The sequence below is a fragment of the Enterococcus sp. DIV2449a genome, assembly GCF_051711225.1.
GTDB lineage: Bacteria > Bacillota > Bacilli > Lactobacillales > Enterococcaceae > Enterococcus_D > Enterococcus_D casseliflavus.
On record NZ_JBIOME010000001.1, the window covers coordinates 122,767 to 135,807 of the forward strand.

General features: G+C 47.3%; 13 protein-coding genes. All 13 read left to right on the plus strand.

What is annotated here, in order from left to right; all coding sequences use genetic code 11:
• Window positions 1–6 precede the first annotated feature (6 nt).
• The 13 genes from IGI76_RS00585 to IGI76_RS00645 all read left to right on the plus strand — a co-directional run bounded on the left by IGI76_RS00585 (window position 7) and on the right by IGI76_RS00645 (window position 13,036).
• The gene (locus tag IGI76_RS00585) at window positions 7–1,074 is read left to right on the plus strand and encodes an EscU/YscU/HrcU family type III secretion system export apparatus switch protein (RefSeq protein ID WP_016609019.1); all 1,068 of its coding nucleotides are present in this window, start codon (window positions 7–9) and stop codon (window positions 1,072–1,074) included.
• A gap of 19 nt (window positions 1,075–1,093) precedes the next feature.
• A complete protein-coding gene (flhA, locus tag IGI76_RS00590) occupies window positions 1,094–3,169 on the plus strand; it encodes a flagellar biosynthesis protein FlhA (RefSeq protein WP_333718874.1) in 2,076 nt (691 codons plus the stop codon).
• 30 nt (window positions 3,170–3,199) lie between these two features.
• A complete protein-coding gene (locus tag IGI76_RS00595) occupies window positions 3,200–3,907 on the plus strand; it encodes a sigma-70 family RNA polymerase sigma factor (RefSeq protein WP_015508736.1) in 708 nt (235 codons plus the stop codon).
• Entirely contained in the window at window positions 3,904–4,605 is a 702-nt protein-coding gene (locus tag IGI76_RS00600) for a flagellar hook-basal body protein (RefSeq protein WP_061053556.1), read from the plus strand. The genes IGI76_RS00595 and IGI76_RS00600 overlap by 4 nt, the downstream gene beginning before the upstream one ends.
• 10 nt (window positions 4,606–4,615) lie before the next feature.
• Complete coding sequence (locus IGI76_RS00605) at window positions 4,616–5,398, plus strand: flagellar hook-basal body protein (RefSeq protein WP_015508738.1); 783 nt, start codon at window positions 4,616–4,618, stop codon at window positions 5,396–5,398.
• A gap of 12 nt (window positions 5,399–5,410) precedes the next feature.
• Window positions 5,411–6,121, plus strand: coding sequence for a cell division ATP-binding protein FtsE (locus tag IGI76_RS00610; protein WP_005226626.1), 711 nt, complete (start codon window positions 5,411–5,413; stop codon window positions 6,119–6,121).
• A 154-nt stretch (window positions 6,122–6,275) separates the two neighbouring features.
• Window positions 6,276–7,571 carry a methyl-accepting chemotaxis protein gene (locus IGI76_RS00615; protein WP_005226627.1) on the plus strand — a complete coding sequence of 432 codons (1,296 nt, stop codon included), beginning with the start codon at window positions 6,276–6,278 and terminating at the stop codon, window positions 7,569–7,571.
• A gap of 18 nt (window positions 7,572–7,589) precedes the next feature.
• Window positions 7,590–8,093, plus strand: a complete 504-nt coding sequence (locus tag IGI76_RS00620; protein ID WP_081117656.1) for a chemotaxis protein CheW — start codon at window positions 7,590–7,592, stop codon at window positions 8,091–8,093.
• Window positions 8,065–8,574: a chemotaxis protein CheD gene (locus IGI76_RS00625; RefSeq protein WP_005226629.1), complete on the plus strand. Its 510-nt coding sequence runs from the start codon at window positions 8,065–8,067 to the stop codon at window positions 8,572–8,574. Before IGI76_RS00620 ends, IGI76_RS00625 begins: the two co-directional genes overlap by 29 nt.
• Window positions 8,575–8,589: 15 nt before the next feature.
• A complete protein-coding gene (locus IGI76_RS00630; protein ID WP_016609024.1) occupies window positions 8,590–9,600 on the plus strand; it encodes a protein-glutamate methylesterase/protein-glutamine glutaminase in 1,011 nt (336 codons plus the stop codon).
• A gap of 5 nt (window positions 9,601–9,605) precedes the next feature.
• The gene (locus IGI76_RS00635) at window positions 9,606–10,379 is read left to right on the plus strand and encodes a CheR family methyltransferase (RefSeq protein WP_010748545.1); all 774 of its coding nucleotides are present in this window, start codon (window positions 9,606–9,608) and stop codon (window positions 10,377–10,379) included.
• A gap of 21 nt (window positions 10,380–10,400) precedes the next feature.
• On the plus strand, window positions 10,401–12,452 hold the full coding sequence (locus tag IGI76_RS00640; protein ID WP_333718875.1) for a chemotaxis protein CheA: 2,052 nt from the start codon (window positions 10,401–10,403) through the stop codon (window positions 12,450–12,452).
• Window positions 12,449–13,036 (plus strand): chemotaxis protein CheC, encoded by a 588-nt coding sequence (locus IGI76_RS00645; RefSeq protein WP_005226634.1) that lies wholly within the window; start codon window positions 12,449–12,451, stop codon window positions 13,034–13,036. Before IGI76_RS00640 ends, IGI76_RS00645 begins: the two co-directional genes overlap by 4 nt.
• Window positions 13,037–13,041 lie beyond the last annotated feature (5 nt).

Genomic DNA, 13,041 nt, shown 5'->3' on the forward strand with positions numbered 1-13,041 from the left:
GAGAAGATGGCAGAAAAAGATGGCAAAACCGAACTACCTAGTGCTAAGCGGCTGCGGGATGCCCGCAAACGCGGGGAGGTTCCTAAGACCCAGGAATTAGCAGCAGCTGTTTCGCTATTGGTCTTCTCGTTTTTGATCCTGTCTTTATGGCAGTTTTTCGCAGCTTCTTTTTTGCCTTATTTTTCCCGAAGTTTGGCGCAGCTGGCTGATTATCAAACCAGTTTGGCGGATCTGCCGAAACTGGGGGTGCAGAGTATCTTGCTGCTGCTTTTGTTGTGTGCGCCCGTCTTTCTGGTCGCGCTCGGAGTCGGGCTTATCACGAATTATGCCCAAGTTGGTCTGTTGTTTTCTGGCAAGGCCGTCAAGCCAGACTTTAAAAAGCTGAACCCCATCAGCGGGATCAAGCAGCAATTCAGTTTGCGCTCGTTGATGAATTTAGGCAAAACATTGGCGAAATTCGGCGTGATCGTCTACTTGTGCTACCAACAATTTTTAGCCGCCGTCCCTGTTTTACTGGGTTTGAGTGAAGTCGGGTTGGAAAAAACGATCCTGTTCATGCTGCTGCGGGCCAAAGAATTGTTTTTACAGATCTCGATTTTCTTGATCGTTTTGGCCGTAGTCGACTACGGCTACCAACGCTATAGCCATCGTAAGAACTTGATGATGAGCAAGCAGGAAGTCAAAGAAGAGTTCAAGCAAATGGAAGGTGATCCGCAAGTCAAAGCACAGCGCAAAGCGAAGTACCGTGCGATGACCCAAAATGCCATCGCCAACGTCAAAGAAGCGACGGTTTTGATCACCAATCCGACCCATTTCGCCATTGCGATTCGTTACGATGCCAGTAGTGAAGGGGTGCCGCGGGTCCTGGCCAAAGGGGCAGATCAGCTGGCGCAGCGGATGAAAGCAGAAGCACTGAAAGAAAATATTCCACAGATCGAAAACCGTGAAGTGGCACGAGCCCTTTATCGCCAAGTAGAACCCGGGGATCTGATCCCGGTTGAGATGTATGAAGCCATTGCCGAAATCATCGCTTTGGTCTATCAGTTAGAAGAAAGCCAACGCGGCAAGATTTAAGGAAACAGGAGGAACAAAAATGAATGAGGCTGCCTCAAAACCGAAAAAAGGCATTGGTCTGGCGGATATCTTAATCTCGGTGATCGTCCTAGCTATTATTGGTTTGATTATTATTCCATTACCGAGTGCACTATTAGATATTCTGATCATTATCAATTTGACGATCGCGATCAACATTTTACTGATCACCCTGTTTACCAAATCAGTGTTGGAATTCACTACGTTTCCAACCTTGCTGCTGATCACAACGATGTTTCGTTTAGGTTTGAACCTATCTTCCACGCGGTTGATCTTGACCCAAGGAAATGGCGGACACGTGATCGATGCCTTCGCCAATGTCGTTGCCGGCAGCAATTACATCGTGGGGATCATTTTGTTCGTGATCATCATGGTGGTTCAGCTAGTCGTCGTGACCAATGGTGCAGGGCGTGTCTCAGAAGTGACTGCTCGCTTCACATTAGATGCGATGCCCGGCAAGCAAATGGCGATCGATTCCGACCTAAATGCCGGTTTGATCACGGAAGCGGATGCCCGCAAACGACGAAAAGATCTGCAGCGAGAAGCTGATTTCTTTGGTTCGATGGATGGTGCCAGCAAGTTTGTCAAAGGGGATGCGATCGCAGGGATCTTGATCACTGTCATCAATTTAGTCGGCGGGGCGATCATTTTCTCCATGGGGGGACAAATGACCGTCATGGAAGCCTTCGCCCAATTCGGGAAACTGGCGATCGGGGATGGCTTGGTCAGCTCGATTCCCTCTTTATTGATTTCGATTGCTTCTGGGGTGATCGTGACTCGTTCTGATAACGATAGTTCCTTTGGTTTAGATATTGCGGCAGATGTGATGCGTAATCCCCAACTGTTTCGGATCGTGGGGGCGATTCTCTTCGTCTTAGCCTTAGTTCCTGGGTTTCCTTTTGTGCCTTTTGTGTTGATTGGCTTAGGCCTTTTCGCAGCCAGCTTTCTGGTTACGCAAAAAGAAGAAAAGCAGCGAGTGGAACAAAAACAATGGGAACAAAAATTGGCACTGGAACGCAAAAAAGAAGCACAGGAAGAAGACGATTCCGTGGCTTCCTTCCAAGTGGAACCAATCTCAGTGGAAATCGGTTATGGTCTGATCCCTATCGTGGATAGTTCGATCGACAACAGCTTGATGAACCGCATCGTGGCGATCCGTAAACAGAGTGCTAGAGAATTAGGGATCTTAGTCAGTCCCGTTCGTATTCGCGACAATCTCTATTTGGATGCCAACGATTACGTGATCAAGATCCGCGGCAACGAAGTCGGCCGCGGCGATATTTACCCGAATAAAGTCATGGTGATCAGTCCGAATGAAGAGCCGTTTCCTTTTCAAGGAATCGCAACAAAAGAACCAGCCTTTCATCTGGATGCTATGTGGATTGATGAATCCGATAAGGAGATGGCGGATCTGCAAGGGTTTACGATTATCGAGCCGTTGACCGTGATCGCAACACACTTAAAAGAAATCATCTATGCCCATGCACCAGAGCTGTTAGGTCGCCAAGAAGTCAAGAAATTATTGGAGGGCATCAAAGAGCAGTACAATGTCGTGATCGATGAATTGATCCCCGATATTTTACGGCTCGGCGAGGTCCAAAAAGTTTTACAAAATTTATTGGATGAGCAAATTCCCATCAATGACTTAGCAACGATCTTAGAAACTTTAGCCGATTACGGCGTTGTCACGAAAGACGTAGAAGTTTTGACAGAATATGTCCGCCAAGCATTGAAACGGACGATCGCTGCCAAGTATGCCAATGAGAACCACGAGCTGCAAGTGGCGGTGATCCAGCCGAAACTAGAAGAAATCATCGCTCAAAGTATCCAAAAAACCGCAACTGGCTCGTACCCGGTCTTAAAACCAGATACCGTGACCAAGCTGTTGGATTCCATCAGTGGGATCCAACATGCAGCGATTGCTCAAGATATCAATTTCGTCATTTTAGCATCGCCTAAGATCCGGTTAGCATTCAAAAAAATGATCGTTTTTAATTTTCCAGATATCGCCGTTCTTTCTCTAAATGAGATTCCCAATGAAATTGCGATCGAAACGGTGGGCAGTATTGACATTTAAGCAGAATTTTCTTAGGAAGGGGCATCGCCGATGTATGAAGTCGATCGAGAAGCGGAGATCATCAAGTATCTGCCGCTAGTGGAACGGGTGGTTCAGCGCCTGTCTATCAAAACCGCCGATTATGAATCAGGCGATCTCTACAATATTGGGGTGATTGGGCTGATGGATGCCTTGCGGAAATTCGATCCCTCAAAAAAAGTTCCTTTTGAAAGCTATGCAGCGATTCGTATCAAAGGGGCAATCATTGATGAAGTACGCAAGCACGCCAAAATCTCCCGTTACAAAATGGCGGCAGTCAATCAGTTTTATCAAGCACGGCAAGAGTTGGAGCAAAGCCTCAAAAGAGAAGCGACCGACACCGAGATCTGCAAACAGCTGGGAATCAACCAAAGTCAACTAGCGGATATTTATGAGAGTCTGCACTACTTAGCCAGCGTCTCTTTGGAAGATACCTTGTTTGCTTACCAAGAAGAAGGCATGACGTTAAAAGATATGGTTCGAGATCCTGCCGAGAATGTCGAAGATACCTTGGTCGCCGAAGAAAAACGCACCGCTTTGGTTGCGTGCATCAAAAAATTAGGGGAACGGGAACAATTGATTTTAAGTTTGTACTATACCGAAGAACTGACGTTAAAAGAAATCGCTGAAATCTTAGAAGTCTCGATTCCGCGAGTTTCACAAATTCATGGCAAAACGATTGCCAAATTGCGCACATTGATTGAGGAGGAACTGGCATGATTCGAGGACTGGATGTCTTATCACGGAACATTTCATTATTACAAAAGCGACAAGAGACGACGAGCGGCAATATTGCCAATGTCAATACAACAGGGTATCAAGCAAAAACCTTATTCCAGTCGGCGCTAGACGAAGTGGCATTGCATAATTACCAAAGCGGGCCCAATGCGGATACCCGCCGTGACATCGGTGGATTGTCTTTAGGGACCCAATTGGCGGGCAGTACCATCAGTCAAGACCAAGGTGCTGTCAAACAGACGGGACAAGCCAGCGATTTTGCACTGCTTTCCGAAGGCTACTTTGTCGTTCAAAACAATGCGGGTCAGCGGTTGTATACGAGAAATGGCGACTTTACCGTCAATCAGCAGAATCAATACGTGACACAAGAAGGCTATCTTGTCTTGGGTGCCAATGGACAAGCAGTCAGCGCCTTAGGACCAGCGAACTTTCAGATCCAAACATTCCCCCCAGAAGCATTGACTACAGCTGGTCAAAACTACGTGACTAGCAACGCAGCAGGCACCACGGTGAATGCACCCGTGATCCAGCAAGGTGCCTTAGAACAAGCCAATGTAGCGGTTGCCGATGAAATGGTGGCGATGATCCAGACTTCTCGCGAATTTGAAGCCAATCAGAAAGCCTTGAGTTCAACGAATCAGACATTGCAAAAAGCGGTCAACGAATTAGGAAAGATTTGAGGATGAGTCAATGAATATCAGTGGATTATTAGGAATCAGCCGTTCTGGGTTGAATCATTTGCAGACAAACTTAGACACGACAGCCAACAACATCGCCAACGTCAATACCAATGGCTATCAAGCACAAACGACCCATTTTCAAGCATTGATGGAAAATGCCATCGGTGCAGAAGAAACGCTATTTAATGGCAACGCCGCCCAATATGGTGCGTCAATGGGGGCAAAAGCGACTACGACTACCAGTTTTGCCCAAGGCAATCTGGCGGGCACCACTCAGCCATTAGATCTCGCGATCCAAGGCAATGGCTTTTTCGGGGTCCGGGACCAAACTGGTCAATTGCTGCTGAGTCGAGCAGGCAATTTTCATTTAAGTGAGAACAAGCAATTAGTCAATAGTGAAGGGTACCCTGTGGCAATGACCACAAACGTACCGACCCCTCAGTGGCCAGATGCGCAGCAAATCGCAATAGATGCCAGCGGTCAGCTGACGACGGAAGAAAATGGTCAGACTCGCGTGTTGGGGCAGCTGACCCTTTATCAGCCGACGAATACAGAAAACATCACGCCAGTGGGCAACCAACTGTACCGTGCTGGTGATCAAGCGTTGCTTACTTCGCAAACCAATCCAGCAGCCTTTGGCAGCGTCTTGCAAGGTCAGTTAGAACAGTCGACGGTGGATCTAGCGACGTCCATGACAGACTTGTTAACGACCCAGCGTGCGTATGGATTGAATACGAAAGCCATGCAGACAGCCGATGAGATGTGGTCCGTGATCAATCGTTTTACAGATTAGAGGAGAAAGAACATGATTCGCTTAACCAAGGTCAGTAAAAAATTCAGCAATGGCACGTTGGCATTGGCCGATATTTCTGTTGCGATTCCTCAAGGAGAATTTATCTATGTGGTGGGTCCCAGCGGTGCGGGCAAATCGACCTTATTCAAATTGCTCTTGAAAGAAGAAGAGCTTTCGGCTGGTTCTATCCAAGTCGGCAATGTCTTGTTGGAACAACTCAAAGACCGTCATCTCTATATGGTTCGACGACAAGTCGGTATCGTCGGACAAGAAGACCTTTTGCTTCCTTATCTGACGGTTGCCAAAAACGTCGATTATGCGCTGCAAGTACTAGGCACTCCCCGCAAGCTGCGTCAGGAAAAAACCGCCAAAGCGCTGCAACTGGTAGGCATGTTTCCTCAAAAGGATCACTATCCTGAAGAGCTTTCCGTGGGACAGCGCAAAAAAGTAGCGATCGCGCGGGCGATCGTCACAGAGCCAGCAGTCTTGATCGCCGATGAGCCCACCGCCAATCTGGATGCCAAATCAGCCGTTGAAGTCATGAAACTACTCTTGCGGATCAATCAAGTCGGTGCCACGATCCTCTTGGCGACCCACGACAGTACGATGGTCAATACGGTCCGTAATCGAGTAGTCGAGCTGCAAAACGGTCGTTTGGTTCGTGATGAATATCAAGGCGGCTATACGCGCTTTGCTGATCCAAAAGATACATATGTCTGGTGAAGATGCTTAACTTTTCTAGCAAAAGATCCGATTAAAGAACTAGAAGATTGTTTTCATAATCGGATAAAGAAGGAGTGACTCAACGATTATCAAGTGAAGAGCGAATCTTGATAAACAGCACGACTGATCATTTTGCATAGGAAAGGATACTGTTATGAAGAAGAAGGTACAAGCTATCATCAAAAAAATCCGCTTGGCGGCGTTGATTCCGCTAGGATTTACCCTGATCGTATTATTAGGATGCTATTTCTTCGTGATCCGCACCCACGGAGACGGACAAGCAGCAAAAAGTTTCTTTATTTTTTCAGTAATCGTACTGCTGCTAGAAATCGCAGTGTTAGTAGGAATGACCTATTTGGTAAAAAAAGAGACCCACTCGGGCATGGATACGTTGTTGACAGAACTAGAAGCAGTCGGTTCTGGCGATCTGTCGCATATTGATGAGATCGGCAGCAGCGACCAGACTTCTCTTTTTGGGCAAGTTCAAAATCGTTTTCAAGGGGTTTTAAACACCTTCAAAGCGGTGATCGTTGGCATGCACGAAGAAAGCAGCCGAATGGAAAAAATGGTAGGCGGCCTAACGACAACCTCAAAAAATGCCAAAAATTCAATTGAAAATGTGCGTCAGACGATGAATGCCATCGCAGATGCCACTAGTTCACAAGCCTCCGAAGCGGAACAAACCTCCTTTGATATGGACGAGCTAGCCTTAAGTATCGAAGAGATCCACAAAGAGATCGAATTGATGAACGGCTATGTCGGTCAATCCCAAAGCAGCAATGTCCACAATTCGGAAATGATGTTCCATGTATTTGAAAGCTGGGAGATCGAACGGCAAAACCAAGCAGAATTAGTAGAAAGCATGAACGACATGAACGAAGATGTCCAAAGCATCGGTAAGATCGTTCAGCTGATCAATGACATTTCTGATCAGACCAACTTACTGGCATTGAATGCATCCATCGAAGCAGCTCGAGCTGGAGAAGCAGGCCGAGGGTTTGCCATCGTTGCGGAAGAAGTCCGCAGCTTGGCGGAACAAAGCAGTCAATCAACGAAAAGCATTCGTTCGATCATTGAAACGATCCGCAAAAAATCGGAAAAAGTGGTCTCTGCAGTGACGGATTCCTTTGAAAGCGGCGAAAAACAAACCAACAATATCAACAAAGCGATCGAATCAGCCAATGAGATCTCTGATATTGTCGAAAAATTGGTTTCAAGTATTCAAGCCGTGGAAGCCCATATTACGGGGATCGTTGAGAAAAAAGACATGGTTCAAGTTTCCGTCAGCAACATTTCGGCTGCTGTTTCGGAAACCTCTGCCGGCACCCAAGAAGTAACGGCAAACTTAGAAGACTTCTACTTAGTCATCGAAGACTTTGAACGGAATGTGCAAGAGATCGAAACGATCGCCACTATCCTTAAATTCCAAGTGGATAGTTTCAAATTCTAAAAAGGAGCAGTGACGCCAATGGAACAATACGTTGTATTTAAAAGTCATCAACAACTCTTTGCCTTGCGTATCGACTATGTGGTACGGGTCATTGAGGCTGCTCCTTTTACCCAGCTGCCAGAAGTGGCGGATTTCGTGCTGGGGATCCAGCCTTTTGAAGAGGCGATGGTGCCGATCATTGACATCCGCAAAAAGCTGTTTGATGAATTTACACCGGAAACCGGGCAAAATGTGGTCTTGTTGTGTCACTGGCAAGAGCAGGCGATCGGCCTTTACGTGGAAGAGATCGTCGGCATTTTACCGCTAGTTGAAAGTCCTAGCAATGCGGAACTAAATACATCAGGACTCAAGCAAAACTATATCGAAGCCTTTCTGAAAAAAGACGATGAACTTGTGCTGGCATTGGAGCTGCCGTTTCTCTTCAGCTATGAACAAGCCGCTGAGATGACGGCGGAGTTAGACGCCTATCAGACAGAGGAATTGGCAGCCGCCAATGACCATGACAATGATGACCGTGAATGAGGAACTGCATGTGGGGATCTCGGAGTATAAGATCGCCCAAGCGCCAACGCGTTTGATCACGGTGGGTTTAGGTTCTTGCATCGGCACGATCATTTACGATGAAGCCAGTCATATCGGCGGCTTGAGTCATATTATGCTGCCAGATAGTCAGCCTTTTTTGCACAAGCGGGAAATCAAGCCCGAGAAGTTTGCGGATTTGGCATTGCCGGCGATGGTGGCTGAGCTGGAACAAAAGATCCGTCGGCCTCGCTTTCAAGCGAAAATCGTTGGCGGCGCCAATATGTTTCAGTTCCAGACGCTTAACGCTGCCAGCAATATTGGCCAGCGCAATATTGAAGCCGTCGAGGAAGTCTTGGCTCGGCTAAACATTCCGATCGTAGCCAAACATGTTGGCGGCAGCGCTGGTCGAACGATGATCGTAGATCTTCAGGATTTCAAGACCATGGTTCGGCAAGTCAAACAAGAAATCGTTTATTTGTAAAAGGAGTACAGGGACATGAAAAAAGTAATGATCGTCGATGATTCGGCATTCATGCGGAAAGTAGTGACAGATTTATTGAATCAGCTTCCTGATATCGAGGTGACCGTCGCTGCCCGCAATGGCAAACAAGCATTGGACTATCTGACCAAAGAAGCGATCGATTTGGTAGTAATGGATGTGGAGATGCCAGTGATGAACGGATTAGAGACCTTGCGGAGGATGAAACAGCAATCAGCCATTCCCGTCATCATGCTTAGTTCATTAACCAATCAAGAAACCACGATTGAGGCTTTGGCGCTTGGCGCCCGAGATTTTGTGGAAAAACCCGTCAGTCTATCGATGATCGAAAAAGAATGGATCGCTGAATTTCATCAAAAGATTTTGGCGATGGATCATGAAGTCGGTACGGTTCACCCGCCAGTACCAACGATTGCCCAGCCCACTAAGCTGACACAAAACAGCTTGCCGGTATCACTTGATGCGCTAGTCATTGGTGCTTCAACAGGCGGCCCCCGTGCTTTGCTGGGAATTATTCGCCGTCTGCCTGCACGTTTGCGTTGCCCGATTTTGATCGTTCAGCATATGCCAGCGGGCTTCACGGCTTCCTTTGCAAAACGCTTAGACACAGAGACAACCGTCCGAGTACAAGAAGCAGTCGACGGCATGCGGATCGAAAATCAAGTGTATCTTTGTCCAGGGGATTACCACATGACGGTCCAACAAGGGCACCTGCAGCTGGACCAGCGAGAAAAACGGCATGGGACGCGGCCAACCGTCGATTATCTTTTTTCCTCAGCAGCTGACTACTATGGCCCGCAACTAGCGGCAGTGGTTTTGACGGGGATGGGAAAAGACGGCACCGCTGGCTTACGACAGATCCAAGCGGCTGGGGGCTATACGATCGTTCAAGACAAAGAAACGTGTACAGTCTTTGGGATGCCGCGGTATGCCATTGAACAAGGAGTCGTGGATGAAGTCCTGCCATTGCAGGGCATTGAAGCAAAAATTGCACAGATGGTCAGGTGAAGAAGATGGAAGAAGAATTTGCCTTATTTAATGCGTGGGTGGATCGCCGATTAGGGATTCCCTTAGCCGCATACAAAGAAAATCAAATGCAGCGCCGCATCCTTACGATCATGGAAAACAGCGGGGCAAAAACGTTGAGGGAATACCAGCAATTGATCGAAGGCGATGACGGGGTGCGGGCGGCTTTTTTAGCCCATATCACCATTAACGTAACGGAATTTTATCGCAACAAAGAACTGTTTGACGCCTTTGAACGCGTCTTGAAAACCATTGTTCTCCCGAAAACCACGCTGCCCAAAATTTGGAGTGCCGCATGTTCGATTGGGGCAGAACCCTATACGATCGCGATGCTGCTAGAAAAAAACCAAATTGCCACAGCCAATGTTTTGGCTACCGATATCGATACGCAAATTTTGGCAAAAGCCAAGCAAGGACTCTATCGAGACCACGAATTGCGGAATGTCTCAGCGGCAGAACGTACCCGTTTTTTTGATGCAAAAGAAAAGAACCAGTTTCAGATCAAACCAGAAATCAAACGGCGGGTTCATTTTAAGCAACACGATCTTTTGAAAGACCCGTACAATGGGCCTTTTGATGTGATCGTTTGCCGCAATGTGACGATTTATTTCAAAAGCGATGCTCGGGATGCCGTCTATCAAAAATTCAGCGATGCATTGGTCCCAGGGGGCATTTTGTTTACGGGAGCGACAGAAACGATCAATTTTGCGGAACAATTCGGTCTCAAGAAAATCGATTCGTTTATCTATCAAAAAGTATAATTTTGTAAAGGAGGGACCCATTTGGATGACAATAGTGTCTATCGTACCCTTTTCTTTGAAGAAACAGACGATCATTTAGCGCAGTTGAATGATCATGTCTTGCAATTGGAAAACGATCCAAAAGATAGCGCCTTGCTGAATGATATTTTCCGTTCTGCCCATACCCTTAAAGGGATGGCGGCAACGATGGGCTATGACGTCATGACGCAGCTGACCCATAAAATGGAAAATATTTTTGAGCTATTTAAAACTGGGACCTTGCAAGTGACCCAGCAATCGATCTCATTGATTTTCAAATGTCTGGATCGCCTGTCAGAACTTGTGGAGGACTTGCGGGAAGAACGCGACCTGCAGCCAGCTCAAATTGCCGATTTATTGGCCGAACTTGACCAAACGGAACATTCTGGCGGTATATCAACCGAGACAGAAGCAAGCCAAAAATCCACCGCAGTGGGCGCGTTAACCCCACAGCTTCAGCAGATCGATCCTTCTGATCTGTATGTGATCGAGCAAGCGGCTGGAGATGGCTATCAAGCGGTCCAAATTGCTGTTCGCTTAGATGCCCAATCCATGTTAAAAGGTGCTCGTGCCTTCTTGATCATGGAAAAGCTTGGCCAAGCAGGGGATGTTCTTTATACAGAACCAGATGCCCAAACACTCGAAGAAGGCACCTTTGAATCAGATTTTTCACTGCTGTATTTGACGCAGCAAACACTGGCTGATGTCGAGCAAAACATCGCCAGCAATAGTGAGATCGAGGCCTTCGTGGTGGCACCGTTTGATCCATCAGCCGCTGTGTTGGAGGAGGCAGAAGAGCTGCTTCAACCAGTGCCGACCCCAGAGTCAGGGACTTCTGCTCTTCAACAAGCGACAACAGAAACGAAAGAAAAATCGCCGGCGCCCGCGCATCATGCGTCCGCCCAAAATCAATCGATTCGAGTCGACTTGAATCGCTTAGATTCATTCTTGGATCTCGTGTCCGAATTGGTGGTCTATCGCAATCAATTGGAAGATGTCAGTGAGCGGGAAAACATCGAAGCAGTCAAAGACCCCTTAGAGCAAGTTTCACGATTGACCTCTGAGCTGCAAGATTTGGTCTTGCGGATCCGCATGCAGCAAGTCAATGTCGTCTTTAGTCGCTTTCCGCGAATGGTTCGGGACTTATCCAATGAACTGCAAAAGGAAATGGAACTTGTCATTTTTGGGGAAGAAACGGAATTGGATAAAACAGTGGTTTCTGAGTTGAGTGAACCTCTGGTCCATCTATTGCGTAATTCTGTCGATCACGGCATCGAAGCACCCGATGTTCGGGAAAAACTGGGCAAACCGCGCAAGGGCACGATTCGCTTGGCGGCCTATCAAGAAGGCAATCGCGTGATCATTACTTTAGAGGATGATGGCAAAGGCCTTGATCCGCAAGTAATCAAAGCAAGTGCTGAAAAGAAAGGCTTAGCAACGGAAGGTCTTTCCGATGAAGCGTTGCAGCAGTTGATTTTCCATCCTGGTTTTTCAACGGCGCAAGAAGTGACTAACATTTCTGGGCGCGGTGTCGGGATGGATGCCGTGCAATCCAAGATCACCCAACTAGGGGGCACGATCGAAATGAAGAGCCAGCCGAATAAAGGCACGCAGTTTGTGATCAAATTGCCATTGACTCTATCGATCATTCAAGCGTTGATGGTTCGCGTCGGAGCAGAAACCTTTGCGATCCCATTAAATCTCGTCGAACGCGTGGTGATGGTCAAAGAAGAAGAGATCATCCAGACGGTCTCAGATGAGGTCTATCGTTTTCAAGAGGAGTTGATTCCCTTGGTTCGGACCGATCAACTCTTAGCGATCGAAGGCGATCCATCTGAGAAAAAATTCGCCATCATCGTCAACAATGACCAGCAATTTCACGGCATTTTGGCAGATGAGCTGATCGGCCAGCAAGAAATCGTCATCAAGAAAATCGATCCGCTGCTGCAAAAGCTGAATCGCTATCAAGGAGCAACGATTATGGGCAACGGCTCGATCGCACTGATCCTAGACATTCATGCCATCTGTCAGGAAAAAAAGGATGACCGCTTATGAGCTATACAGCGCTGCAGATCGATGGCCTAAAAGAACTGATCAATATCGGCGGTGGTCACGCTGCGACTAGTTTATCAAAGCTCGTCCAACAACCGATCGATATGCGGGTACCGGAAGTCGAGATTCTAGCTTATGAGGACCTGTATCAGCAGATCATGGCGGAAGACAAAGAAGTTCATGTGGTGATGAGCCAGATCGAAGGGGCATTTCGAGGGATCTTCTTGTTTGTCTTAACGGATGAATCCGCCGCAAAATTGCGTCAGTTGATGATCCAAGAAAGCGATCCGTCTGAAGAATTGAAGCAATCGGTCATCAACGAGTTGACCAACATCCTTACCAATTCTTTTTTGATCGCGATCGGGCAACTGTTGGAAACCCAGCTGAGTGCATCTTTACCAAGCGCCAGCTATGATTTCTTTGGCGCAGCGATCAGCTCCATCTATTTGGCGATGGCCCAGTATGATGAGCAGGTGATGGTGATCCGTAATGAGTTCGTCTACGCCAAAGAAACATTAGAGGCATCGTTATTTTTGATTCCAGAAATCGGTGTACTAGAAAACATATTTGATTCATTAGGAATTTGAAAGGG

What these genes read in the sequence shown, in the direction of transcription:
- IGI76_RS00585 (WP_016609019.1), top strand. Translation starts at nt 7, where the DNA reads ATGGCAGAAAAAGATGGCAAAACCGAACTACCTAGTGCTAAGCGGCTG.
- flhA (WP_333718874.1), top strand. Translation starts at nt 1,094, where the DNA reads ATGAATGAGGCTGCCTCAAAACCGAAAAAAGGCATTGGTCTGGCGGAT.
- IGI76_RS00595 (WP_015508736.1), top strand. Translation starts at nt 3,200, where the DNA reads ATGTATGAAGTCGATCGAGAAGCGGAGATCATCAAGTATCTGCCGCTA.
- IGI76_RS00600 (WP_061053556.1), top strand. Translation starts at nt 3,904, where the DNA reads ATGATTCGAGGACTGGATGTCTTATCACGGAACATTTCATTATTACAA.
- IGI76_RS00605 (WP_015508738.1), top strand. Translation starts at nt 4,616, where the DNA reads ATGAATATCAGTGGATTATTAGGAATCAGCCGTTCTGGGTTGAATCAT.
- IGI76_RS00610 (WP_005226626.1), top strand. Translation starts at nt 5,411, where the DNA reads ATGATTCGCTTAACCAAGGTCAGTAAAAAATTCAGCAATGGCACGTTG.
- IGI76_RS00615 (WP_005226627.1), top strand. Translation starts at nt 6,276, where the DNA reads ATGAAGAAGAAGGTACAAGCTATCATCAAAAAAATCCGCTTGGCGGCG.
- IGI76_RS00620 (WP_081117656.1), top strand. Translation starts at nt 7,590, where the DNA reads ATGGAACAATACGTTGTATTTAAAAGTCATCAACAACTCTTTGCCTTG.
- IGI76_RS00625 (WP_005226629.1), top strand. Translation starts at nt 8,065, where the DNA reads ATGACCATGACAATGATGACCGTGAATGAGGAACTGCATGTGGGGATC.
- IGI76_RS00630 (WP_016609024.1), top strand. Translation starts at nt 8,590, where the DNA reads ATGAAAAAAGTAATGATCGTCGATGATTCGGCATTCATGCGGAAAGTA.
- IGI76_RS00635 (WP_010748545.1), top strand. Translation starts at nt 9,606, where the DNA reads ATGGAAGAAGAATTTGCCTTATTTAATGCGTGGGTGGATCGCCGATTA.
- IGI76_RS00645 (WP_005226634.1), top strand. Translation starts at nt 12,449, where the DNA reads ATGAGCTATACAGCGCTGCAGATCGATGGCCTAAAAGAACTGATCAAT.